We start from the raw sequence: 24,139 nt of genomic DNA, 5'->3' as shown, positions 1-24,139 counted from the left end.
TGTTATTCTTTAAGTGCTCCTGCGGTCAGTCCGCTGACGATGCGTTCCTGTGCGATGATGACGAGGACGACGACCGGGATGACCCCCACAACGCTCGCTGCGGCCATGAGGTTGTACTGCGTCGTGTACTGGGTCTGGTAGCTGAGAATCCCGCCGACGATTGGCGACCACTTGGACGCTTCGGGCGACGTCGCCATAATCGAGCTGAAAAAGTACTCGTTGTAGACGCTGATGAACGTGAGGACGCCCGCGGTCGCCACGCCGGGTGCCGAAAGCGGCACGATGACGCGGAACAGCGCGCCCAGTCGGGTCGTTCCCTCCACCCGCGCCGCGTCCTCCAACCCGTCGGGAATCTGCCCGTAGAAGGTCGTGAGGATGAATATCGACAGCGGCAGGAACAGCGCGCTGAACGGCATGACCATCGACCCCGGGGTGTTCAGCAGTCGGGGTGGTGTGAAGAGCGGGATACCCACGAACGGAATCGTTATCGGGGCGTTACCGGCGAACGCCTGAAACAGCGGGATGACGAACGCTGCCGGCGGGAAGTAACTGATGGCGAGGATACCGAGCATCAACAGCGCGCGCCCGGGAAACTCGATCCGTCCGAACACGTAACCTGCGAGGCTCGCGACGACGAGGACGATAACTGTCGTCGTGGCAGCTAGCACGAAGCTATTCAGCACGTACAGATGGAACGGAACCTGCTCGAAGACGGTAACGAACGCTGTCGGATTGAATCCCTTCGGAACGGGGAGCGGAAACGTACCGCTGACGCCGAACAGGTCGACAGTTGGGAGGAAACTCCCGGAAAGTAGATTCTCTTGTGGTGTCACCGCGAGGACGAGTAACCAGTAGAACGGGAACACTGTCGTGACCATAAAAAACGCCATCGCGACGTAGAACAACGCTCGGTACACGCGTCGTGGGTTGTGGATCGCATTCCGCGCCCACCGTGCGAGCGGCCCGGTATCGTCTGACGTATCCTCGATTTCGCTGGACATTATATCGCGTCCTCCCCCTGCCACAGGATGATTCCCATCACGACGACGCCGATGATGGCCGCCGTAACGAACGCGATGGCGGCCGACGTCCCCTCGTGCGTGTTGAACGTCGAGACGACCATGCAGGAGAGTGAGGGGACGACGGTACAACTCGAGACAGTATCGATGATACCGTACACGCGCATCGCCTGCACCGAGCGGAATAACACCGCAACCCCGATGGTCGGCAGGATGAGCGGGAGCGTGATGTATCTGAACTGCTGCCACTTGCTCGCACCGGCGACACGAGCCACGTCGTACAGGCTACGATTGATGCTCTGGAGCCCGGCAAGGATGAGTAGCGCCATGAACGCCGAGGTCTTCCAGATGTCGGCGACGATAATGATGAACGTCGCGCTGACCGTGTCGTTCAATGTGTTGGTCGGCGCCACTACTCCGAGGTCGGCGAGAATCGGCGTGGCGAACCCGACGTTTGAGTCGAACATTAAAAAGAACATCATCCCCTGAATGACGATTGGGACGGCCCACGGAATGATAATCGCCGCACGGACCCACCGCCGGCCATAGAAGTCTTGATCTAAGACGAGCGCTTGCCCCAGTCCGATGAGGGTCTCGAACAGTACGCTGGCCACGGCGAAGATGAGGGTAATTACGAGGGCGCTATCGAGGAGACTCGCGGCGTCGAACCCAGTCGGGAGGAACGTCGTCCCACCGGGAAGGAACCGGTTTTTCTCCCCGGTGAACAGCGCGACGTAGTTGTCGAGACCGACGAAACGGACACTAGAGAGGTCGGTCGAGACGGCGTATAGTGACAGCTCGAACGTCCGCAAGAGCGGGTAGATGGCCACGATACCGAGCAGGACGAATACCGGGGTCAACAGCAGGTACGCGTACTGCGTGTCGCTCAGGTTCTCCAGCCACCGCAAGAAGGCGACGACTGGCCCCGACTGCCGTGACTCGCGTACCGACTTTGCAGTCGTATCGGCGCTCATACTACCCCTCTGAGAGGTGTGGAACTCATGATTTGATCTGTTGAGTGTAAAGCTCTCAACTCGTCAGTTGTCTCTCTCAGTCTCTTCGAGACTGGACTGGAGCGTCGCCATCGCCTCGGACGAAGACACCTCTTGTCCGACCGCGCGATTGGCCTGCTCCGCGATTTTACTCGATTGGTTGTTCCAGACTGCCGTCACCGGTCGAGCCATTGTGTTCTCACCGGCGACGCGGAGCGTGTCCATGTAGTCACCGGCCGGTTCGAGCTCCGCAGCCGTCTCGGAGTTAAACAGACTCGCCCGCGGCGGTAGCCACCCCTCGACCTCCAGAAGGAACAATTGGAATTCCTCGCGCATCGACGCTTGGATGACCTGTGTGACTGCGTCGAGCTTCTGACTGTTCGGGTTGACAGTAATGTGCCAGCCACCGAGTGCGGAGGTGGACCCACCGGTCCCGGGGAACTGCGCCTCGCTTTCAGGGACACCGTAGGGAAGCGGCATCGTCCCGAGGTCGTCGCCGAACTCCGACGCTGCTTGATTAATCGCGTACGGCCAGTTGCGGTGGAACACGGCGTTCCCGTCGACGAACGGTGCGAGTGAACTGTCTTCGATCCACCCGAGGATGTTCGTCGGCGTGAAGCCGCCGCCGTAGTCGCTAAACTGCCCGTCGAAGCTCTCGTCGTGGACGAACTTTCGCATCATATTCAACGAGTTGACGACCGGGTCCGAGTCGACGGTGACGGGTCGTTCGCCGACGGGGCCGAATAGGTTCTCTCGACCACCGAAGTAGGCGCCGCCCCACGAGGACAGCACCTCGTTGAAGGTACAGCAGGCGGTGCCGACGTAGATATCCCACTGGGTGGTAAAGCCGTAATCGACGCCCGAGACGTCCTGTGTTTCGGCGGCGATATTCGACCACCGCTTCCACGTCATCGGCTCGGTGGCCCAGTTCTCTTCGGTCGGATTGTAACCCGCCTCTTCGACGAGGTCTTTCCGGTACAACATCGTCGGGTAGTCGGGGTACAGCGGGACACCGAACAGGTCCCCGCTGGCGGGGTCGATGGCCGTCTCGGTGAACCCGCCGAAGTACTCGCTTTCGATGGTCGAAAGCGCACTCTCGGGGAGCACCTCCGAGAGGTTAGCGAGCTGTCCCCGCTGGATGAAGATGTTCACCCAGCCGTTGTCCATCATGAACATATCCGGCGTCGTCTCCTGAGAGCTCAAGAGCCGGTTGTACGTCGACCGGCGCTTCCCGCTGTCCGGCTGGCCCGGCTGGAACTCGACGCGGATGTCGTCCGAGAGTCCCCCTTTCTCGTGTAGCGCAGTACGGAGCTGGTCCGCGTGGTCCTGTGCGACAGTCGCGTCAAAGCCCCAGACGACGGTCGTTCCGCCGCTTTCGGACTCACCGACCTGTCCACCGGTGCCGGAGCCGTTGCCGAACATACTCGCACAGCCGGAGAGGCCCGCTGTGACTCCCGTCGCACCTGCAGCGGCGATAAACCGCCGTCGTGAGACGCTCTTCTTCGTCGTCTTGCTCGTCTCTGGGTTCGTTGTCATCGTCCGAATTGTTCATCAAAATAGGGCCACTTATAATTTAGGGATTATCTTTGAGATATCACAAGAACTTTATCTGGACTCTGTGGCCAGTAGGTGTATGGGACTCCGACGGTCACTCGACGATTACAAGCAGAACGAAGACGCGACCGACGTATTTCCGGGCGAACGGCGCACGCGGCGAGGCAGATTCAGCGGGTCGGACCAACGCCTCGTTCACGTGTCACCGGCCGGGTCACTACGGGACTACTCGTACCCACTTTCGGGATTCGGCGGCATCGTGTCCTCGCGTTTCGGCGTCCGTATCGGTGACACTATCGAGTGGTTCGATGCGCTCGACACGGGGATTCAGACGTACCGAGCGGGTCGGTCGCTCGTCGAGACGACGCACCGTCTCGATGGGTTCGACGTGGTACAACGCGACGTTACCGACGGGCTCGCCCACACGACGGCGTTTGAGCTTGGCGACGGTGCACCGGAGGATATCGAACTGGCCGCGTTCATCGAGATCAGCCCGGAGGGGCGAGATGGGCGCGTCGGGCAACTCGTCCACGACGACGTCGTTGAGGTGTATCACAACCGAGAACACGACTACCTCGGCGCCTCGACTGAGTTCGTGGAGTGTACGCCCCAAGTACTCGAGCGGTTCGACGAGATACTCGCCGCGGAATCGCGGTCGTTTCCGGAGTTCGGTGCGTCCGAAGAGTACGAGGAGAGTCGCCTCACCGGTGGTGTTGGCGTCCGCGTCGCTTTCGAGGACGGTGAGACCAGTCTCGTCACCCTGCTGTCGGACATCGAAACGCAGTCGCGCTCGGATGCGCTCTCTGCGGTCGCGACCCGGACGCGACGAACCAACAGCGCTTCAGCCGCGCTCCTCGCGACGGCACGGCAGGCAGGACAGTATCCCACGGTCACGGACCGACTCGTCGCGACTGACCTTTCGGTCCTTGAGTTGCTCTCCGCACCGACTGGGGCCCGAATTGCGGGGCCGGATTTCGACCCATACTACCAGTACTCCGGCGGCTATGGCTACACGTGGTTTCGAGACGACGGAGAAGTTTCGACGTTTCTCTTGGAAGCCGACGAATCGCTCGGGTTCGGCGCAGCCGAGGCACACCGACAGAGCGCCGAGTTCTACTTGCAGACGCAGTTACCTGACGGCCGGTGGCCTCATCGGGTGTGGCCGATGAACGGCCGGCTTGCGCCGGGGTGGGCGAACGGCCACATCGAGGGCACGGAAACGCAGTACCAAGCCGACCAGACTGCGAGTGTCCTCGTCTTCCTCGCCGAGTACCTCTCGACATACCGACAGTCGCTCCGAAACGTCACGGTCGAGGCCATCGAGAACGCGTTACAGTCGGGAGTCGATGGGCTCGACAGTTCGCTGAAAGACGATGGCTTTCCGACGGTATGCGAAAACGCGTGGGAGAATACGAATGGTCGTTTCACGCACACCGCCGCGAAGTTCGTTCAGGCCTACAGTACGATTGCGGCGGTCACGTACGATACCGCCACCAGCGAGCGCGCAGCGACGCGGGCAACGGAGGTCTTTGACGCGCTCGATATGGCGTGGGCCGCCGACAAGGGTATCTACGCGCTCCGATTAGACGACGGGGACGGTGACTTGGACGACCGAGTCGACAGCACGACGTTCTCGCTCGTCGACGCCTACCTCGCCTACCGAGCCATCGAGGATATCGGCGACACGCGATTGCGGCGACTCGAGTGTCACCTCCAAACCGCGTTTTCCAGGCTTTGGAAAGAGACCGGCGACATCTCTGGACTCACGCGATTCGAGGGCGATACGTGGCGGCAGCGAGGGCAGGGAAGCGAGAAGGTTTGGACCGTCTCGACTGGCTGGGGCGCGTACGCGGCCGAGAAGTCGATTCGACTCTTCTCGTCGACTGACGAGTACGACCCCGAAACGTGGGCGGATCGGTTGTTCGACGAAATAGATCTCGACGGTAGTCTGTGCCTTCCATCGGGCTACCTCCCAGAGCAGTTCTTCGACACCGGTGCGCCGGACAGCGCAACGCCGTTGGGTTGGTCTCACGCCATTCGACTAGCCACGCACGCGTCCCGTGTCACCCGAGGTACTTGCACCGAGTAGAGAGTTATCGTTCGAAACGGGTTCGGGGCGGTCACGCGTCGGACAGCTCCCTGCCTGTCCTCTCATCTTTCTGTAGTGAGGGGACCCCGCCGTTTACGCCGGGGAGGAATCACGTTCATCATACTGGTCTGTCGGCCTACAATGGCCTCTCGGTGTCCAACGCTTTACTAAGATTTATCCCCCGCCTTGGCCGAACACTTGGATATGGTGGAAGACGAGGTGGTGGACAGCCTCATGCGGATTGGGCTCTCGGACAAGGAGTCGCGGGCATACGTGACGATACTCCGTAACGGGGCGACGACAATCCGAGTCGTCTCTGAAGAGGCTGACATCTCTAAGAGTTACGCGTACGATATCGTCGGAAAACTCGAGGAGCGCGACCTCATCGAAATCGACGACCACGTCCAACCGACGCAGTTGCGAGCGATTCCGCCCGCAGAGGGCATCGACAACCTCGTTTCCCAACTACAGACCGTCGAGTCCCAGTTAGAGGACCTGTTTGACTCCGAGAGCTACGAACAGCAGAAGTTCAGTATCATCAAATCTCGACGGACGATACTCGCTCAGCTCAATAAGCTGATCGACGCCGCCGAATCGGAACTCGTTCTCGCACTTCCCGCATCGGTGCTTCATCGGGTCGAAGACTCGCTCAGAGAGGCGCGGAGTCGGGGCGTATTTTGTATGCTTCTCGTCACGGAGTATGACGGCACGAGTTCGATCGACGGTGCGACCGCGAGTATCATCCAGACGTGGAGCGCCCCGGCCCCGGTGACGCTTACTGTTGACCGGGGTGACGGTATCATCGCCTCGGCAGATGCGATACTGAACTCGAACTCCGATGAATATGCCATCTACCACGCTGAGGAGCACATCGTCTCCTCGTTGTTCGACTCGTTTATCGCGAACTACTGGCCGATGGGCGAGCAGGTGCATGTCGGGTCAAAAAGTCAACTGCCGGCGACGTTCACGAGTTTCCGCCACGCGGTGTTCGACGCGACGCTACATCTGATGGACGGATCTGTCGTCACGGCCGAGATGGACATCCGTCCCACCCAGAGTAACGCGGCGTTCGAGACGACGACTGGGACGATCGTGGCGGTGAAACAGAGCCTCGTTCGGCCCTTCTCGAACGACTTCCCGACCCAGGAGTCGTTCGTCGTTGAGACGCCTGACGACACGTTTACCGTCGGTGGCTCGAAGGCGTTCTTGGAGGATTTCGAGGCCCGGCGCGTCGTCTTCCGGTCGGTCAGCGATACAGAACAGGAATAGCGTTTCCTGCACGTACTCACCGACCAGTCGCAGTGGACTGCCCCGCGTGGGACTCCTCGGTTATCCTTCCGTCGGCTCGAGCCGACCTCCTTCGACGTCACTCGATTAGCACTAACGTCCGGTTTGCTCGTCCACGAACGAGACTCACCCTTCAGAACGCAGCTTTGACGCCGGCTGCTCCGCCGTCGGACTCCGGGACTGGTACTTATCTCACTCGCCTCGAAACACCCCCGTATGAGTAACAGCTCGCTTGGCCAACGGCCCGATTTCCAGGACCTGTTCGACCAGCTTGATGGGGTCGCGCTTTGGACGGTATCCGCGCCCGGCGAGTTCGACTACATTAGCGCTGGCTTCGAAGACATCTGGGGGATTCCCCCCGAGGCGGTCATGGACGACATCACACGGCTGCTCGACGCCATCCATCCCGAAGACCGCGACCGGGTGCGACAGAATATCGAGGCCTCAGCCCAGGGGGCCCACGACGAGGCGTACGAGGGTCGCGTCGTCCGACCCGATGGGTCGGTTCGCTGGGTGCTGACGCGGCAGGTGCTCCTCCGCGATGACGACGGTGACGTCTCGGAGGTCGTCGGTATCTGTACGGACATCACGGAGCAGAAACGCCGGGAGCGAGAACTCGAACTGCTGAACCGAATCGTCCGCCACGATATCCGCAACGATATGGGGGTCGTACTCGGGTGGGCAGAGATGCTCGAAGACCACGTCGATGATGACAGGAGCGAGTACCTCCAGAAAATCCTCGACAGCGGTGAGCACGTCGTCGAACTGACCGAGGTCGCACGCGACTACGTGGAGACGATTGCATCGAACGAGAGTGTCACTATCGCGTCGGTACCGATTCGCTCGATTCTCGAAACCGAGCTATCGATTCGCAAGGAGTCTTTCCCGGAGGCCGCGTTCGTGGTGGCGGGAGCGCTCCCCGATGTCGAGGTCGCCGGAAATAGCATGCTCAGTTCGGTGTTTCGGAACCTCCTGAACAACGCCGTCCAACACAACGACAAGGACGCGCCTCGCGTCGAGATCTCGTGTACGGCCCGAGACGACGATGTCGAGATTCGAATCGCCGACAACGGGCCGGGCATCCCGGACGACAGGAAAGAACTCGCGTTCGGAAAAGGTGAGCGAGGTCTCGGGAGCCCCGGCACGGGTATCGGACTCTACCTCGTCGACACCCTGGTCACGCGGTACGGCGGTTCGGTCCGGGTCGAAGACAACGAACCGACGGGTGCCGTCTTCGTCGTCGAACTCCCGCGCACCGACTGACTCGACTGCGGTTTCTGTGGTACAGTACGACATCGCTGTTGAATGGGAGCGCCGCGCGACGTCGCCTGTGGGGCAGAAGAGTTCGGTGACGAGTTGGAGAGTTACTCACCGCCGAGGCGCGCCGGTGGGACGACGCCCGGCCGGCCGAGTCGGAAGCGGTCGCCGACTTCGACCTCCTCGATCACGTGCGGGTACTCGAACGTCGTCGCGGCCTTCGAGAGCGCGCCGGGGTCCGCGTGAATCGACCGCCAGCGCCGCCAGTGCTCGGGAATCAGGCGGTCGATGCCGAGCGCGTTCGTGGCCTCGATGATTTCGTCCGCGTCGTTGTAGAGCTTGCGCGTGATGACCTCGCCGTCTTGGACGACGCGGGCGTCGGTTCCGTAGGAGAGCATCCCGAGGTCGATGTCGAACTCCGCACCGATCTCGTGGAACGCCTCGCAGGGCCGGTTGTCGCCGCCGTGGAAGATGGTTCCCGTCTCGTGCTCGATAACGTACGTCACCGTGCCGGTCGCGTCCGGGTCGTACCCGCCTCTGACGTGGACGGTGAGGTCGCCGACCTCGTAGCTGTCGCCGGGTTCGACGGCCGTCCGCTTGTCCTCGTCGATCGCGCTCACGTCGAAGTTCTCGTAGCACTCGACGGGCGCGTGGACGTCGCCGCCGTGGTCGAGAAGCGGGCCGAACGAGGGCGGCCAGAAGTGGTCGCGGTGGTCGTGGGTGCAGAAGACTGCGTCGCAGGCGTCCGCCCACTGCGGCTCCATCGGCACCGGCGACATCCGAGCGACGTACTCGCGGTCCCGCTCGGTACTGAAGTAGGGGTCGATGTAGATGGCGGTCTCCGGCGTCCGTATCGCCCAGCCGGCGACGCCGAGATACCACAGTGAGACTCCCTCCTCGACGTCGACGCCGTTGAGTTCCTCCCGGGCCCACCATTCGCCCCAATCGCTCGTAATCGTCATCGTACGCTCCGCGCCGCGCTGCCGGATTCGCCGTGATAGTACATGTGACAGCGGTCCGCACGGGGCCTGTAAAAGCTTCCGGCGTGGGGCTCAGTCGTCGACATCAGCGAACGTGACTCCCGTAATCTCGAATCGTGCCCCGCCGGCGTCAGAGTCGGCGACGCTAACGTCCCATCCGTGGGCCTCGGCGACCTGCTTGACGATTGCGAGCCCGAATCCGGTACCCGTACGCGAGGTTGTGCGGCCGGCTTCGAAGATGGTGTCGCGGCGCTCGGCTGGGATGCCGACACCGTCGTCCTCGACGTAGAAGCCGTCCGGAAGTTCACCAACTGTCACCGCCACGCCGTCTCCACCGTGTTCGATGCTGTTCCTGACGAGGTTCTCGACGAGCTGTTGGAGCCGACTTCGGTCAGCGATGACCGTCGCCGTCACGTCCGTCTGGAGTTCAGCGCCGGCCGTTTCGATGGTCTCCCAGCAGTCGGAGACGAGCGGACCCAAGGACACCGGTTCCAGTTCACCGACGTTGTCGCCCTTTCGGGCGAGCGTGAGCAGGTCTTCGATGAGGTCGTCGATGCGGTTCAACGCCCGCGCGGCGGTCGCAAGACGGTCGCTTTCGTGGTCTTGGCGGGCCAGTTCCACGTTCCCAGCAGCCACGTTCAGCGGGTTCCGGAGGTCGTGGCTGACGACGCTCGCAAACTCGCTCAGCCGCTCGTTTTGGCGCTGGAGCTGTTGCTCTCGCTTTCGCTGTTCGGTCGTGTCGCGATACATCCAGAGGTGGCCGGTCCCCTCGGGGAGTTCGATCGGTTCGTAGCTTCGGTTGAGCGTCCGACCGTTCGTCAGAGCGACTGTCTCGTTGTGGATCGACTCTGTCCCGGCGATCAGTTCGTCGACGCGCTCGACGAAGCCCTCCGAGTCAACCGCGAGTTCGCTGGCCATCTGCGCCAGTTCCCGACAGTCTGCGCCGATGAGTTCCGTCGACGGTTCCGAGACATCGAACAGTTCGAGCAGTCGCTCGTTAATGGCGAGGACGGTTCGGTCGCTGTTTTCGGCGAGGACGCCGACCGGGAGCGACCGAATGAGCGTCGAGAGCAGGGCGTTGGTCCGTTCGAGTTCGTCCTCACGGTGGGTTCGTTCGGTCACGTCCTGGAACAACGAGATGATGCCGACGACCGCACCGTCGTCGTTAGTGATGGTTCGGTTGTGCCACTCACAGCGGATGTGTTCGCCGTCCTTTCGGACGTTCTCGTCGATGCTGTGGTAGCCGCCCTCCGCGACTGCAAGCTGGTCTGTCACGGCGTCGACGTTGTCGTAACTATCGTCCGCGACGATGAGTTCCCAGCTGTGGCCGCGGAGTTCCGCTTCAGTATAGCCCAGAATCTCCTCGCCGCGCTCGTTGAGCCCGACGATTTGGAAGTCGCTGTCGTACTCGAGGACGCCGAGCGGAGACTGTTCGATGAACAGGGAGAGGCGTTGTTCGCTCGTCTCGAGCGCGCGCTGTGAGCGGTACTGCTCGACCGCGTTTTCGATACGGTTGGCGAGTACGGTGTACTGGCTGGTCCCGTGTTCCTTCTGGAGGTACTCGGTGACGCCCGCGGAGATTGCGTCGCTCGCGACCTCCTCGCTTCCCTTGCCAGTAAAGAGGATGAAGGGGAGGTCCGGCGCGTCCTCGCGGAGGGCTTCGAGGAAATCCAATCCGTCGCGCTCGGGCATGTCGTAGTCCGAGACGACGCAGTCGAACTCCGTGTCTGCCACGCGGTCGAGCCCCTCGGCGACCGAGGTGGCCGTCTCGACCCGGAACCGGTCGTGTTCCCGTTCGAGGAACGTCGCCGTTAGTTCGGTGAAGTCCTCGTCGTCGTCGACGTACAAGACGACCACCTCATCCACTAACTCGCTCATATCTATCCCGCTTGAATGTTCGCTAAGTAGATACTTAAGGGTGGGCGCGGTCGGAGGAACACGACTCTCCCGTGTCGGAGTAGTTGACCTCCACGCTCAGCGTGACCCGACGAGTCCCAAGAGGGTGATGAGCGCCCGGACATCGAGAAGTGGAACGCAAGTAAACTAGTGTCATTTCACCTCGCTTTTCACGACCGCCAGTAGGACGGCGTCAGTAACACCAGCACCGGAATGATTTCGATCCGACCGACCCACATGAGGAAGGTCATCACGATCTTCGTCGACTGCGGGAACGGCTCGTAGCTCTCGAGTGGTCCCGCGATTCCGAACGCCGGCCCGACATTGAAGAACGTGGCTGCCGCAGCGCTCATGGCCTCGAATTCGGTGACTGACAGCTGTACTCGGGATGCGTCGACGACGACGAAGATTGTCGCGACGATGAAGAACACGAGACTAACCAGTGTGTAGGCGTAGATGTCCCGAACCGTCTCTTCGTCGACGACGTTCCCACTGTGGCGGACTGGTCGGACCGCGCTCGGATTCGAGGCGGTAAACAGGTCTCGACTGAACGCTTTCACAACGACGAGCCACCGGAGCGTCTTGATCGAACAGGTCGTACTACCGGCCATCCCACCGATGAACATACAGACGAACAGGAGATGTTTGGCCGCTGCCGACCAGAGGTTGAAATCCGTACTCGCGTAACCTGTCGTCGTCATTATCGAAACGACCTGAAAGAGTGCGTGCCGAGCTATCTGTTCGAGGCTTGTATAGGGAGCACCGTCAACCAACAACACCCCCCCGACACCGACCGTGAAGAACCCGAGCAGTCCGACGTAAAAGCGGAATTCGTCACTATTGCGGAGTCGGTCGAAGTTCCCCTGAAAGGCGAAGTACAGTAGAATGAAACTCGTGGCACCGATTGCCATGAACGGGATAATCGCCCACTGAACGGCGGGCGAGAAGGCAGCGATGCTGTCGCCACGGGGTGAAAAGCCACTCGTCGAGATGGTCGTAAACGCATGCGCTACAGCGTCGTACAGCGTCATCTCCGGCGCGTATCCGATCAAATGGAGTCCGTAGAGAACTGCCACCTGGAGCCCGGTCAGGCCGATATAGATCTTCCAGAGAAGGGCTGCTGTTTCCGAAATTCGGGGCGTGAGCTTGTTGACGTCCTGAATCTGGGTTTCGGTCTCCATGAGCTGTGCACCACCGACGGACAGTTGGGAGAGGACAGCCGTCGCCAGAACCAGAATTCCGAGTCCACCGAGCCATTGCAGGACCGCTCGCCACATGAGGATGGCCCGTGAGTGGCGTTCGAAATCCACGATGACCGTTGCTCCGGTCGTCGTGATTCCGCTCATACTCTCGAATAGGGCGTTCACCGGCGTTACAAGCATTCCCTCGCCGGCAAGAACAAATGGGACCGCACCGACGAGCGCAATGCTCAACCACGTCAGCGAGACCATCAGAAACGCTTCCCGCGCTCGGAGGTCACGCTTGTCGGTGAGCTGTTCGAGCCCGACCCCGAGGAGTGCTGTCCCAAGTATCGGGAAGATGAACGGGAGCAGCGCCGTTCCGTCGTAGAGGGCGATTCCAAGCGGAAGGAGGAGTGGTACCCACAGCCATTTGAGAATCGTCCCGACCAGTCGACAGCTAACCCGCCAATCGACGCGAATTCTCATACGAGCTCCATAACGGGAGAGAGGACATCTGCAGCTACGAAGAGAACGACGTGGTCACCTGCTTTGATCACGGTCTCGCCACGGGGAACGATGAACTCCTGATTGCGAGTGATCGCACCGATAACCACACCGGATGGAAGCTCAGTAATGCTCTCGTGGATGGGGCGTCCTGCGAGGACGCTTGCCTCGTCGACCTCGATCTCTAGCACTTCTGCCTGGCGACCCTCGATGAGCGAGAGGTTTTCGACCTGTCCCTCCTGTGTGAAGCGGACGATTTCCTCCGCGGTCGCTTCACGGGGGTTGATCGCGACGTCGGTTCCGACCGCTTCGAATAAGCTTGCGTACTGCCCTTGTTCGACGACGGCGACCGTACGAGCGACACCGATGTTCTTTGCGAGCAACGAGACCAAGAGATTCTTTTCGTCGCTGTCGGTCGCTGCGATGACTGCGTCCGCCCGGTCGATGTGTTCACCGACAAGGAAGTCCACGTCCGTCGCGTCGTGTACCATCACGATTGTTCCGGGAAGGTCTTCGGCGAGTTGACGGCCGCGATCCGCGTCTTGTTCGATCAGACGAGGTTCGAGGCCGCGCTCTTCGAGCAACCTAGCCGTGTGGTACCCGATGTCACTCCCACCAACGACGACGATATCACGAGCCTCATCTGAGGTTTCAGCTGAGGCAACAGTTTTCGAAAACGCTTGGACGCTCTCTGGACTGCCGATGACGATCACTCTGTTTCCGGCTTCGATTCGTGTCTGTCCACGGGCGATTACGACATCGCCCTCCTGAACTAGTGCTGCGAACGTGAGCGCATCGAACTTGTCCGCCTCTTCGACGGTCTGTCCTTCGATTTCACAATCTGCCGCCACCTCGAACTCGGCCATCTGGACGAGTCCACCGGCGAACGGGTCGACGTCGACGGCGGCCGGGAGCCCGACGACGCGGACGATATCGTTGGCCGTCAGTAGGTTCGTCGAGACCATGAAATCAACCCCGAACGCCCTCTCTGATCGCGTCCACGTATCGAGGAAGTTCGCGTTCCGGACCCGAGCAATAGTGAAGACATCGCCCGTTGTCTTCGCCGTCCCGCAGGTGACTAAGTTCGTCTCGTCGTCGTCCGTGCTGGCGATGAGCATATCTGCCTCGGCGATGCCTGCCTCTTCGAGTATTCTCAGCGAGGTCCCATCCCCTTTAATCGCCAATATATCACTCGAATACGTGAGGTCCTCGACTTTCTCTGGATCAATATCGATGACGATGACGTCGTGACTCTCAGCGAGACTGACCGCAATGTTCGCTCCGACTTCACCGGCCCCGACGACGATCACGCGCATGGCTGTCCTCTCGACGTAACCATTGGGATACCTAACGGATGGGGCCTACTAAAAGCCGTTCACGACATTTCGGATCTGGTCTTCTGAGATGGAACATTCTTGGGTACTGTCCAGATAAGGAATGGGCGAGTAGTCTTGGTTGTGAGACACAATAGGCCTCTCACAAAAGTGAGTGTCGACGTCGCGCTGTTCAAGCACCACGGGGCTGTTCCGGCGACTGTGTTTCTCCACGGAATCTGTGAGAAACACGAGTTCTCAGATACTGTGTTTCTGGCTGATGTCTCTGGTTATCGGACTGCATTCTTTCGATTATCGTTGACCGGTCGGGTTGGCTACGTAGACCGGTCACATATCAACGGTCAGTATTTATGTCCATTCGGCACTGTCTAGTTAGTAACCACCTCGACTGGCGTTCGTCCATCGAGCGCTTGATGCGATCTCTGAAAATTGTAGTATTGCACAAATTGTATGAACCACTCGCGGACGCTGCCGTGACTGCCCACCCACGAATTATGGACGCGGTCGACTCGAATTTTGAGGGTATGAAACCACTTTTCGATGAGGTTTCGCTCGCCTGGAAGATGTCTTTCGCGTGGACAAACCCAGTTGGCTGCTCCCCGTCTTCGTCGAGGACGATGTATCGAGTGTAGGTCCCGCTGGCGGCAACCGCACGAAGTTCTGAAAGCGCCATCGAGGTGGACACGGTTTCCACGTCGGGGCGTGGCACCATGATTTCCCGGGCGAGCGTGTCGCCGAGGTTGAAGACGCTCTCGATCATCTCGACCTCATCAAGGTCGACGTGTCCTATTTCCTCAGCGCGCGTGAGAATCATCAGGATCTCTTCCTCGGAATGAGTGTCTTCGCTTTCGGACGCTGGCGAGACGCCGACCAGGCTGGTGAAGTAGTTCGCGGTGCCGTTGAAAACGACGAGGCTGGGCAGGAACAGGTAGTAACAGAACTTCATGAACGGCGCAACGAGGAGCGCCACCCGTTCGGCCTCCTGGATAGCAAAGGTCTTCGGTGCGAGTTCGCCGAACACGACGTGGAGAAACGTGATGAAGCCGAATCCCAGCGCGAACGCCACGAGATGAATCACGCCTGCAGGTAGTAGTTCCCCGAGAATGGGTTCGATGAGCGCTGCGACAGCCGGCTCACCGATCCACCCGAGGCCGAGTGAGGAGAGCGTAATCCCGAGCTGGCTGACAGCGAGATAGCCGTCGAGGTTCTCGATGGCATCCTGTACCAGTCCTGCACCGGGTTTCCCGCGGTCGACGGGTGCGTTCACCCGAGTTGGCCGGACTTTTACGAATGCGAATTCGGCGGCGACGAACACCCCCATTCATGACCACGAGGAAGAACGCGAGGAACCCACCGATAGAGAGCAACTTGACCATACACCGGTATTGGCGTGTGGGGGCCTTGTAGGGGGCGGCTGCGGTCGCGCCGCCTTAGCGCACGTCGCAGTCGTGATTCTGTCTCATCATAGCCCCCAGAAGAACGCGATGCCAGCGGTCGTGACGACCGTCAGGATGAGCTGGAGCGGCGCACCAACGCGCGCGAAGTCAGTGAACTTGTAGCCGCCAGGCCCATAGACCATGAGATTCGTCTGGTAGCCCACCGGGCTGAGCAGGGGCGTGCTGGCGGCGAACGTCACCGCAAGGGCGAACGCGAAGGCGTTGACGCCGAGTTGCCCCGCGACCTCGACAGCGATTGGAAGCATCAACACGACGCTCGCGTTGTTGCTCACCATCTCCGTGATGAGCGCGGTGCCGAGGTAGAACGTCGCGAGCATCGCAATTGGTGTGAGGACGGCACTCCCGGCCACGATGCCCGTCGCGATTAGGTCAGCCGTTCCGGACGCCTCGAACGCGATGCCGAGCGGGATGACGCCCGCGATCAGGAAGATGACATCCCAGTCGACGGCCTCGTAGGCGTCTGCGGGTCGGAGAATGCCCGAAAAGAGCATCGCGACGACGCCGGCGAGCGCGCTGACCATGATCGGGAGATACTCGAGTGCGGCCAGTCCGACGACGCCGGCAACGATTCCTAGTGCGATGGGAATCTGTGTCCGGTCGAAGTCCTCCCAGCGTCTGTCACTGGAGACGACGATATTGTTGTCCGCCCGGAGTCGGTCGAGAACGTCTTCGCTCGTCTGGACGAGCAACACGTCACCACCCTGCAGGCGCACGTCCCGGAGGCGCTGGCGAATCACTTCATTCCCCCGGCGAACCGCAAGCACTGTCGCGTCGTAGTCGCGTTCGAATCCGGCAACGCCGTTCCGTCTGTTCAACCACGTCCCGGGGAGCAACACGATCTCCGTGAGCGAAATTTCATCCTCGGCTTCAGATGGTTTTTCCGTGCTCTCGTCGTCGTTCGTGTTCGGGTCGGGTGTCGCTGACGGTCGGCTCCACGCGTGGTGTTCGGGCACGGCCCCGTCGGGGAGCGGTTCGTGCCCGTCCTCCGCGGCGTCGAGAAGTTCCGGCAGGAAATCGAGGTGGTCGTCGCCGATGACCTGTTCGAGCGTCTCCTGGCTCGCCCTCACGGAGAGGATGTCGCCAGCGTGGATCCGCTCGCTCGGGAGACCGCGGACGATGCTGCGACCGTTGCGTACGATCTCGAACACATCCAGGTCGAGGTCGCCGCGCCGCAGCTCTCGGACCTGCGACCCGACGAGGTCGGAGTTCTCGTGCACGACGACGTCGGTCAGGTAGTCGGCCATCCCGAACTGGTCTGTGGGGGACCCTTCGGCAGTGATCCGGGCGGGCGTGAGGTATCTCCCAATCGTCAGTAGATAGACGAGACCGACAGCCAGTACGACGGCACCCAGTTGTGTGAACTCGAACAGCGAGAACGGCTCGCCGGTCGGACCGGTCTGCGCCCAGATATCGCTCGCAAGCAGGTTCGTCGACGTCCCGATGACAGTGAGGGTTCCGCCCATCATCGACGCGAACGATAGCGGAATCAGCAGCTTCGACGGCGAGGTCCCGGTCTTCCGGGCGAGATTCGTGACGGCGGGGATGAGTACGGCGACGATGGGCGTGTTGTTGACGAAGCCCGCCGACGGGCCGGCCAGTCCGACCGTCGCGAGGAGCTGTCGCGACTCGCTGTCTCCTGCGAACGACTCCATCTTCTGGGTGAGGATTTGAATGACGCCGGTCTGTCGAACCCCCTCGCTGAGGATAAACATCGCCAGCACGGTGAGCGTCGCGGGGTTCGAGAAGCCCGAGACGCCCTCCTCTGGGGAGACGCCCGTCCACGGACCGAGGAGGATGAGCACGACCATCAGCGCGATGGCAGTCGTATCGATCGAGACCGGCTGGAGGACGAACAGGACGAGCGCGACGGCGACGACGGCGAGCACGACGACCACGTCGAGCGAGACTGGCAACTCTACCGGGAGCTGCTGGAGGGGTGCCGGCGTCGCCAGTGTGAGGGTATGTAGTCCGTTCGTCACAGAATTGACCGTGTATAGATTTCCGTCGAGTCTACATAGTAGTACGGCTCGCGCCGCTCTGTCGCCGAACACAGGTGGCGTCGGTCGTCCACCGGCGAGGTCCGCGCCGTGAGAACTGCTTTGTGACTGTTCACCGTCGCGGCCGGTAGTGACATGTGTGACTCGGTTCTGCTCCCCGTTCACGGTAGCGAACACGCAGCCCACAACGTCCATCACGCGGCCGAACTCGCGCAATGGACTGCGGCGACGATTCGGTCCACCTCACGATGGCTTCCCTACCCCTAGTTGACAGCTACACACGACTGAAGTCGTGGGCTTTCTCATCGAACCGTTGCGAGTACTCACGTGGGAGTCACTCGCCTCGTTTGCCGTACGTCTCTTTCCCCCAGCCAAAATCGGTGGCTTCGTCGTTCCGTTCGAGGTAGCCCTCCAGCGTCTCGTGTACAGTTTGGCCGAGATCCTGTAACGTAGCGTCGATCATCGAAACCGTGCTCGAATCGAGCGACTCGGTTGCGTCCCGCTCGCGCCAGTCGTTCGGTATCGTCGGGGCGTCGAAGCGAAGTCGGTCTTCGGTGGGGTCCCAGTAGAAGTCGAACACCTGGAACAGACCGAGGTCGCTGACGATCCGAACCTGCTCTTCGTCGAGGTCCGTGTATTCGGCCCATTCGTTGAACCCCTCCTTCCATGCCCCCTCCTGAAGCAGGTCTTCGAGGTCCTCGCGGTAGAAGTCTTCCGACCCGAGCGTCTCCTCCTGCAACTCGAACTCACGCGGCATCCCTCGGTTCGAGAGATCCGGTGGTTCCGGAACCTCTACGTCGAGTGTCATACGAAACGTTGCACCGGCAGAACAATAAAGTCGTGTAACGTATCCCAGAGTCTCGGTGTCGAACTCTCGGACGGGACTCTGTAACGTGACGGGGCGACACCCACGTGTTCGAGACTCCGTCACAGCGGCTCGGTCCCGACGCCGTATGTCTATTCGTCACGAATGGATGCGGTTGGTGGCGTCGCTCACCGACCTACTGCTATCGTTTGTTCCGACTGCCCGGCCGTTTTAACCTGTTTCGCGGGTAATAACCTATACATGAGAGGATTCCGAGTCGGTTCGGCGTTTGGTATCCCCGTCAGGCTCAACTGGACCTTCCTGATCGTCCTTCCGCTCTTCGCCGTCTTCATCGCCGGGGATATCGCCGAGTTGGTAGTGGTGATAAACCAGACGTTCGGTGCCACGATGGACCCGAACCAGTTGACAGACGGGAATCTCCCGTGGGTACTCGGACTGGCCTCGGCGCTGGGACTGTTTACCGGCGTCCTGTTGCACGAGTTCGGACACTCGCTGGTCGCGTTGCGATACGGATACGAAATCGATTCGATAACTCTCTGGTTACTCGGTGGCGTGGCCAGCTTCACCGAGTTCCCCGAAGACTGGCGTCACGAGCTCGTGATCGCTATCGCTGGCCCCATCGTGAGCGTCCTCCTCGGCGTGGGCTCCTACGTGGTATTTATCACTCTCCCGCCGGGTGTCGACGCAGCCCGGTTCGTCTTCGGCTATCTCGCAATCCTGAATATAGTGCTCGCTGCGTTCAATCTGCTCCCCGGATTTCCGATGGATGGCGGGCGTATCCTCCGGGCACTCCTTGCTCGGAACCAACCACACGCGAAGGCGACCCAACAGGCTGCTGCCGTCGGGAAAGTGTTCGCGTTCGGCCTGGGCCTTCTCGGGCTGTTCACCAACCTGTTTCTCATCGTACTGGCGTTTTTCATCTACATTGCCGCGTCCGGCGAGGCCCAACAGACCACTATCAAGGCAGCTTTCGAAGGCATCAGCGTAAGCGACGTGATGACGCCCGGAGAGAGCCTCGAGACGGTTTCCGAGGAGACGACTATCTCTGATCTCCTCGCGCGGATGTTTACCGAGCGCCATATCGGGTATCCAGTACTGCGAAACGGCGACCTCGTTGGGATTGTGACGCTGGACGATGCAGCTGCTGTCGAAGAAGTCGAACGCGATGCATATCGCGTTGAGGACGTGATGTCAACCGACCTCTATACGATCTCCCCCGACGCCGACGCAATGACCGCCTTCCAGCAGATGCAGCAGAACGGCGTTGGACGCTTGCCGGTCGTCAATGAGGCCGGTGATCTCGTTGGAATCATTTCTCGGACAGACATGATGCGGGCGTTCAACGTCATTCAGAGCGGCGGGCCACCACAGACACTCGACCAACCGATCTCCGGACCCGGTTTCCAGTGAGGGCCGGCACTCACGAGAACGTCACGGCGGACGATGCATCATACAGAGCGATGATGCAGGCTGATTGGCGAGATAACGGGGGGTCGATGTGGACCAGCCCCTCGGGACGGCACGTGAGCGTCGCCGTTGAAATCTCCACAGTTGTCCGAGTATTTTGACTGTTCTCGAGAGGGGGTGAGCAAGCGATTCTCACCGATGTACAGAGAAAAAGAACGGCGAACGGTCAGTGCCTACGACTGAGATAACGGATGTTCAAATAGGCTCGCCTAGGAGAGAACCCGGTTAGCGCGCGAACGTACCATCCTCGCCCATATCAGAACTGGCTTCGCATCGCTCCTCTTTGTACAGCCTTGGAAGCGGTATCTACAGAGGACGCCGAGGCGTCCGGAGAGACGACTACTTGGGCGCAAGAAGTAGGTATCTGCCCTACGTTATCGGATTAGTGCTCAATCGGTTACGCCACCCACTCGTCGCGGTCGCCGTTGCGCTGGTATTGACAGTGCCGTGGATCGGGACGTTCGTCGCGTCTGGTGGGTACGGAACTGTGCACCCGGGCGAGAATATCACACCCGGTATGGCCGTCCTCGTTGGTGGCCTCGCACTCGTGGGTGCAGCGTTCCTGCTCGCGTGGGGGGCAGAGACCGCTGAAAAAGACGTCCCGCAGGCATTCGCCATCGCGGTGCTGGCGGTGCTTGCCGTGGCTCCCGAGTACGCCGTTGACGCCCTCTACGCGTGGCAGGCCGGTGCTGGCTCAAGTGAGGCTGCTAACCTCGCAGTGGCCAATATGACCGGTGCGAACCGCATTCTCATCGGTCTCGGATGGTCGGGCATCGCATTCTTCACTATCTACCTCGCAAAGCGCACCGCTGACCCGGCGGTTGAGTACCGCTCGGGATTCCTCGCGGACGTGGTCAGTCTCGACCGGGACATTGCAACTGAAATCATGTTCTTACTTGTCGCGACTACGTATGCGTTCTTCATCCCGCTGAGTGGCGGTATTGGGCCGCTTGATACACTCTTTCTCGTCGGACTGTTCTTGCTGTATATCTTTGTCGCGATTCGTGGTGGCGCTGGGGCGTCCGAGGAACACATTGGTGTCCCTGCATACTTCCACCAATATCCGAAAGGACCACGCATCGCGGTCGTCCTCTTTGGGTTCGTGTTTTCAGGTGTGGTAATCTTCACTGCCGTCCACCCGTTCGCCGAGGGGCTGGAACAGTTGGGGCTCCAGTATGGCATTCCCAAGTTCTTCATGATTCAGTGGTTTGCACCGCTTGCCTCAGAAAGCCCCGAACTTATCGTCGTCGCCTACCTCGTCAACAAAGCGCGCTCGACTGCCGGATTCAACGCACTCATCTCCTCAAAGCTTAATCAGTGGACGTTGCTCATCGGCACACTTGCTGTCGTCTACTCCATCTCAGCCGGTGCAATCGGGACACTCTCGTTCGATTCGAAACAGGCAGCAGAGATCTGGATCACCGCCGCCCAGAGCCTCTTTGCAATTGCTCTCCTGACAGACTTCGAGATTAGTATTCGTGAAGCAGTTGTGTTGCTCATCCTGTTTACAACACAAGTTCTTACGGAGTTCTATGTGATTCAGACCTACGCTGGACCGACCGCAACGACCCTCAGTATTTCCATCCTCTACGCCTATACTGTTGTCTACGCCGTCCTCAGTGTCGGATTATTCGTCAAACGTCGTGAAAGTGCTCACGAACTTCTTGAGCACGGTGTATCGAATGTCCGGGCGGCGATTGGAATCGGGACGGGCCAGACGGAACGGGCGGACTAACACCGTTGCATCAACAGAGTGACTGCCATCGTTCAAATACGGTAGTTATAGAGATTCAAGGAGAATAGTGGTGCTTCAGACACGAGATGAATCCGACAACCCGAGTCACAAACTACCACATCGAGACGCGTTCGTGGAGAAATGGTGGTTGACTCGGTGCTCGCCGCGGTTCTTAGTCGAAACCAAAATATAAGCCAACCACGCCGACAGCCATTAACCAATCAGGTGACTCGAAGCTCGTTTCGAGGTGCGAATAACGGCTTCGTGGCGAAGTCACTGGCTGACTGTCCAGCAAATCTTAAACGCCCAATCGTCAGGATTGACCTGCCCAGCCAACACCGGGTGGGAGGCCCGCGCCTTCAGCCGCGAGAGGATATCACGCGTCCCCCTCAGATTGATATGGATCCCCGACTGCCTCCCGTGGGAGTACGTTGTGGAGCTCCGACTGAATATCGGTAGCCGATTCGAACGACTCACGGGAGGTCTGAGAAACCAATTTGCCTAGATTTGTCTCACCGTCGGCCAATACCAGCCTAACATCGGAAAGCTCTTCAGATGCTGTCGTCCGCCCGATGGGATACTCAATCTCATCAAGCAAGCTCAAAATGTCACTGAATTTAATCTTGCGGTTCATACTGCCAACTACGTCCGGGAAGGTAATAAGTGACATAACGGGAGTGACAGACATTCTCCGATGACTGGGATTTTCGACAGTGTTTTTGGTCAGCGATATCTGCGTTATCGACCGCTTCGATCAAGATCCCGATTGTTTTCAAGAAAGAACGTTGTTCCGAGAAATTTCCGCAAGCAGTGGGTCAGATTATCACTGATTTTCAATCTGACGTGAAACGTGACAGTACTCGGAGCAAGTAACGACCAGTGGCAGATAGCCCAATTCTGTGCACACAACTCAAGCATGAGGGGAATCTCTATACTGAATATGACTGAACGGGGAGACCGTCAACGTTGGTTTTCGGACCATGCTGTACTGTCGATTTTGGCGGTAGTGAGCGGCGTTCTCGGTCTACTTTTCGTGTTCACACAGCTTCAGTATATTTTGCTCGCGATCGTCCTCGCATACGTCCTCGCTCCCGCACAACGGATGCTCGAGCGTCACACGAGCGCAACTACAGCTGCCTTCACCCTGATTTCGCTTTCAGTATTTGTCTTCTTCATCCCGGTCGCGTATCTTCTTACGGTCGCAATTCAGCAGGGTCTGGAGCTGTTAACCGCCCTCCAAGAAGGGGGACTCAGTCTTGACATCGTTCAGGACCGACTCGAAGCCATTGGCTATGTGATCGATTTCGACCTGTTGTATGCGACGTATCAAGCGCCAATCGCTACCGGGTTACAACGTCTTGCAACCGGCGCGGTGACCATCGTCGGCGGTCTCCCTGGTGTGCTGATCGGTCTCACCGTGACGGTCTTCGTACTCTTTGCGTTATTGCGAGACCGTGAACAGTTCGTCACATGGCTAAAGTCGATTGTCCCGCTCTCTGATCGTGTGGAGCGGGAACTTATCAGAGAGCTTGACGTTCTCATGTGGGCGTCCGTTATCGGGAACGTCGCTGTCGCGGGAGTCCAAGCGGTACTACTCGGCATCGGGCTAGCGCTCGTTGGCATGCCCGGGGCCGTGTTCTTGACTGTGGCGACATTTGTTCTCACGTTGCTCCCGCTCGTTGGAGCATTCGGTGTTTGGCTTCCGGTTTCGGGTTACCTGTTCGCAATCGGTCGCCCCGCTACAGCGATACTGCTTTTTGCCTATGGGTCGGTGGTCAGCGCCTCGGACCTCTATCTTCGCCCGGCGATTATCAACCGGAGTGGGGCGATCAACGTCGCGACTATCGTCGTGGGTATCTTCGGGGGAGTCGTTCTGTTTGGGGCAATCGGCTTGTTCGTCGGGCCGGTCATACTCGGCGGCTCGAAGGTCGTCCTTGACCTGTTTGTTCAGGAACGAGCGGACTCGATCGTCGGCTGATAGAGGGGTCATTTCCGGCATCGTTCCTTGCGTAACCGTGGCTGTGGTATCCTCTCACCCCACCGACGTTGGTCGTTCGACACACTGTGGTAGGGTTAGATGACAGGTACGAATGCGACCGTAGCCAATTCCAAGTGGTGCCACCTACCCGCCATCGTCACTTGCGCCGACGGACGAACATCGGCGGTGTTCGCCCTGTCAGCAGGTCACCGAGATGCGGTTCCAGACGTCCATGGGGACGTCCCTCGATTCGCCGTATCATCGGCATCCAGAGGGTCGCGACATTAGTGAGCTTGAAATTAGCGAACTGATACTGCCCGGGACGATCGTCGATGCCCGAGAACTTGCCGGCGACGAAGAATTGACTGTCGACGCGCTTCCCGAGAGGCTGACCTCGAAGGCTCCGCCGTCCTGTTCAATTTTGGATGGGACAAGAACTGGGGGCTCAGAGGAGTACCGAACCTACCCCTACATCTCTGAGGGCGTCATCGAGAGACTAATCGACGCAGACGTTTCCTTAGTCGGGGTAGACACGCTAAACGCTGACGACCACCAGAACCCCGCCCGTCCGGCTCACACTCGACTC

The 24,139-nt window shown here is 59.8% G+C and carries 16 protein-coding genes and 4 pseudogenes; 8 read left to right on the top strand and 12 right to left on the bottom strand.

Features of this window, described 5'->3' with window-relative positions; genetic code table 11:
* Positions 1 to 2: 2 nt before the first annotated feature.
* The 3 genes from BN984_RS15655 to BN984_RS15645 all read right to left on the bottom strand — a co-directional run bounded on the left by BN984_RS15655 (position 3) and on the right by BN984_RS15645 (position 3,433).
* Positions 3 to 1,001 (bottom strand): carbohydrate ABC transporter permease, encoded by a 999-nt coding sequence (locus BN984_RS15655; RefSeq protein ID WP_049968680.1) that lies wholly within the window; start codon positions 999 to 1,001, stop codon positions 3 to 5.
* A complete protein-coding gene (locus tag BN984_RS15650) occupies positions 1,001 to 1,993 on the bottom strand; it encodes a carbohydrate ABC transporter permease (RefSeq protein ID WP_008096891.1) in 993 nt (330 codons plus the stop codon). The genes BN984_RS15655 and BN984_RS15650 overlap by 1 nt, the downstream gene beginning before the upstream one ends.
* Before the next feature lie 63 nt (positions 1,994 to 2,056).
* On the bottom strand, positions 2,057 to 3,433 hold the full coding sequence (locus tag BN984_RS15645; RefSeq protein ID WP_081909242.1) for an extracellular solute-binding protein: 1,377 nt from the start codon (positions 3,431 to 3,433) through the stop codon (positions 2,057 to 2,059).
* A 211-nt stretch (positions 3,434 to 3,644) separates the two neighbouring features.
* Here BN984_RS15645 and BN984_RS15640 point away from each other — a divergent pair, with 211 nt between their 5' ends.
* From BN984_RS15640 to BN984_RS15630, 3 genes are all read left to right on the top strand, one after another.
* Positions 3,645 to 5,654 carry a glycoside hydrolase family 15 protein gene (locus tag BN984_RS15640; protein WP_181950721.1) on the top strand — a complete coding sequence of 670 codons (2,010 nt, stop codon included), beginning with the start codon at positions 3,645 to 3,647 and terminating at the stop codon, positions 5,652 to 5,654.
* A gap of 204 nt (positions 5,655 to 5,858) precedes the next feature.
* Positions 5,859 to 6,923 (top strand): TrmB family transcriptional regulator, encoded by a 1,065-nt coding sequence (locus BN984_RS15635; protein WP_008096863.1) that lies wholly within the window; start codon positions 5,859 to 5,861, stop codon positions 6,921 to 6,923.
* A 234-nt stretch (positions 6,924 to 7,157) separates the two neighbouring features.
* Complete coding sequence (locus tag BN984_RS15630) at positions 7,158 to 8,204, top strand: PAS domain-containing sensor histidine kinase (protein ID WP_008096861.1); 1,047 nt, start codon at positions 7,158 to 7,160, stop codon at positions 8,202 to 8,204.
* Between the two features lie 101 nt (positions 8,205 to 8,305).
* Here the strand turns inward: BN984_RS15630 and BN984_RS15625 are convergent, their stop codons facing one another.
* The 4 genes from BN984_RS15625 to trkA form a co-directional block, all read right to left on the bottom strand.
* Positions 8,306 to 9,160 carry an MBL fold metallo-hydrolase gene (locus BN984_RS15625; RefSeq protein WP_004971943.1) on the bottom strand — a complete coding sequence of 285 codons (855 nt, stop codon included), beginning with the start codon at positions 9,158 to 9,160 and terminating at the stop codon, positions 8,306 to 8,308.
* Between the two features lie 90 nt (positions 9,161 to 9,250).
* Entirely contained in the window at positions 9,251 to 11,056 is a 1,806-nt protein-coding gene (locus BN984_RS15620) for a hybrid sensor histidine kinase/response regulator (RefSeq protein WP_004971942.1), read from the bottom strand.
* A 188-nt stretch (positions 11,057 to 11,244) separates the two neighbouring features.
* Positions 11,245 to 12,741, bottom strand: a complete 1,497-nt coding sequence (locus BN984_RS15615; protein WP_008096858.1) for a TrkH family potassium uptake protein — start codon at positions 12,739 to 12,741, stop codon at positions 11,245 to 11,247.
* On the bottom strand, positions 12,738 to 14,075 hold the full coding sequence (trkA, locus tag BN984_RS15610; protein WP_049968678.1) for a Trk system potassium transporter TrkA: 1,338 nt from the start codon (positions 14,073 to 14,075) through the stop codon (positions 12,738 to 12,740). Before trkA ends, BN984_RS15615 begins: the two co-directional genes overlap by 4 nt.
* 162 nt (positions 14,076 to 14,237) lie before the next feature.
* On the opposite strand from trkA, the pseudogene BN984_RS20015 reads away from it, so the two are divergent.
* Positions 14,238 to 14,429, top strand: a pseudogene (locus tag BN984_RS20015) (IS6 family transposase); the annotation flags it as partial.
* A 32-nt stretch (positions 14,430 to 14,461) separates the two neighbouring features.
* Here BN984_RS20015 and BN984_RS19505 read toward each other — a convergent pair.
* The 4 genes and pseudogenes from BN984_RS19505 to BN984_RS15595 all read right to left on the bottom strand — a co-directional run.
* Positions 14,462 to 14,647 (bottom strand): annotated as a pseudogene (locus BN984_RS19505) (IS6 family transposase); the annotation flags it as partial.
* A pseudogene (locus tag BN984_RS20170) lies at positions 14,629 to 15,469 on the bottom strand (hemolysin family protein); the annotation flags it as partial. The pseudogenes BN984_RS19505 and BN984_RS20170, both read right to left, overlap by 19 nt.
* Before the next feature lie 86 nt (positions 15,470 to 15,555).
* Positions 15,556 to 17,529 (bottom strand): SLC13 family permease, encoded by a 1,974-nt coding sequence (locus tag BN984_RS15600; RefSeq protein WP_049968677.1) that lies wholly within the window; start codon positions 17,527 to 17,529, stop codon positions 15,556 to 15,558.
* A 352-nt stretch (positions 17,530 to 17,881) separates the two neighbouring features.
* Positions 17,882 to 18,355, bottom strand: a complete 474-nt coding sequence (locus BN984_RS15595) for a hypothetical protein (RefSeq protein WP_204365670.1) — start codon at positions 18,353 to 18,355, stop codon at positions 17,882 to 17,884.
* 258 nt (positions 18,356 to 18,613) lie between these two features.
* On the opposite strand from BN984_RS15595, the gene BN984_RS15590 reads away from it, so the two are divergent.
* Both BN984_RS15590 and BN984_RS15585 read left to right on the top strand, forming a co-directional pair.
* Positions 18,614 to 19,783: a CBS domain-containing protein gene (locus BN984_RS15590; RefSeq protein WP_008096852.1), complete on the top strand. Its 1,170-nt coding sequence runs from the start codon at positions 18,614 to 18,616 to the stop codon at positions 19,781 to 19,783.
* Between the two features lie 442 nt (positions 19,784 to 20,225).
* The gene (locus BN984_RS15585; RefSeq protein WP_049913704.1) at positions 20,226 to 21,575 is read left to right on the top strand and encodes a sodium:calcium antiporter; all 1,350 of its coding nucleotides are present in this window, start codon (positions 20,226 to 20,228) and stop codon (positions 21,573 to 21,575) included.
* Between the two features lie 376 nt (positions 21,576 to 21,951).
* Here BN984_RS15585 and BN984_RS15580 read toward each other — a convergent pair whose 3' ends face one another.
* The gene (locus BN984_RS15580) at positions 21,952 to 22,209 is read right to left on the bottom strand and encodes a DUF5789 family protein (protein ID WP_049913718.1); all 258 of its coding nucleotides are present in this window, start codon (positions 22,207 to 22,209) and stop codon (positions 21,952 to 21,954) included.
* A gap of 282 nt (positions 22,210 to 22,491) precedes the next feature.
* On the opposite strand from BN984_RS15580, the gene BN984_RS15575 reads away from it, so the two are divergent.
* Both BN984_RS15575 and BN984_RS20010 read left to right on the top strand, forming a co-directional pair.
* Positions 22,492 to 23,553, top strand: coding sequence for an AI-2E family transporter (locus BN984_RS15575; protein WP_345775641.1), 1,062 nt, complete (start codon positions 22,492 to 22,494; stop codon positions 23,551 to 23,553).
* A gap of 214 nt (positions 23,554 to 23,767) precedes the next feature.
* Positions 23,768 to 24,088 (top strand): annotated as a pseudogene (locus BN984_RS20010) (cyclase family protein); the annotation flags it as partial.
* Between the last annotated feature and the right edge of the window lie 51 nt (positions 24,089 to 24,139).

It is taken from the genome of Haloferax prahovense (assembly GCF_000723845.1).
GTDB lineage: Archaea > Halobacteriota > Halobacteria > Halobacteriales > Haloferacaceae > Haloferax > Haloferax prahovense.
This window is presented reverse-complemented; position numbering and strand designations above follow the sequence as displayed.

Excerpts from the sequence above, each read along its gene's own strand:
- BN984_RS15655 (WP_049968680.1), bottom strand. The coding sequence starts at position 1,001 with ATGTCCAGCGAAATCGAGGATACGTCAGACGATACCGGGCCGCTCGCA.
- BN984_RS15650 (WP_008096891.1), bottom strand. The coding sequence starts at position 1,993 with ATGAGCGCCGATACGACTGCAAAGTCGGTACGCGAGTCACGGCAGTCG.
- BN984_RS15645 (WP_081909242.1), bottom strand. The coding sequence starts at position 3,433 with ATGTTCGGCAACGGCTCCGGCACCGGTGGACAGGTCGGTGAGTCCGAA.
- BN984_RS15640 (WP_181950721.1), top strand. The coding sequence starts at position 3,645 with ATGGGACTCCGACGGTCACTCGACGATTACAAGCAGAACGAAGACGCG.
- BN984_RS15635 (WP_008096863.1), top strand. The coding sequence starts at position 5,859 with ATGGTGGAAGACGAGGTGGTGGACAGCCTCATGCGGATTGGGCTCTCG.
- BN984_RS15630 (WP_008096861.1), top strand. The coding sequence starts at position 7,158 with ATGAGTAACAGCTCGCTTGGCCAACGGCCCGATTTCCAGGACCTGTTC.
- BN984_RS15625 (WP_004971943.1), bottom strand. The coding sequence starts at position 9,160 with ATGACGATTACGAGCGATTGGGGCGAATGGTGGGCCCGGGAGGAACTC.
- BN984_RS15620 (WP_004971942.1), bottom strand. The coding sequence starts at position 11,056 with ATGAGCGAGTTAGTGGATGAGGTGGTCGTCTTGTACGTCGACGACGAC.
- BN984_RS15615 (WP_008096858.1), bottom strand. The coding sequence starts at position 12,741 with ATGAGAATTCGCGTCGATTGGCGGGTTAGCTGTCGACTGGTCGGGACG.
- trkA (WP_049968678.1), bottom strand. The coding sequence starts at position 14,075 with ATGCGCGTGATCGTCGTCGGGGCCGGTGAAGTCGGAGCGAACATTGCG.
- BN984_RS15595 (WP_204365670.1), bottom strand. The coding sequence starts at position 18,355 with ATGACACTCGACGTAGAGGTTCCGGAACCACCGGATCTCTCGAACCGA.
- BN984_RS15590 (WP_008096852.1), top strand. The coding sequence starts at position 18,614 with ATGAGAGGATTCCGAGTCGGTTCGGCGTTTGGTATCCCCGTCAGGCTC.
- BN984_RS15580 (WP_049913718.1), bottom strand. The coding sequence starts at position 22,209 with ATGAACCGCAAGATTAAATTCAGTGACATTTTGAGCTTGCTTGATGAG.
- BN984_RS15575 (WP_345775641.1), top strand. The coding sequence starts at position 22,492 with ATGAGGGGAATCTCTATACTGAATATGACTGAACGGGGAGACCGTCAA.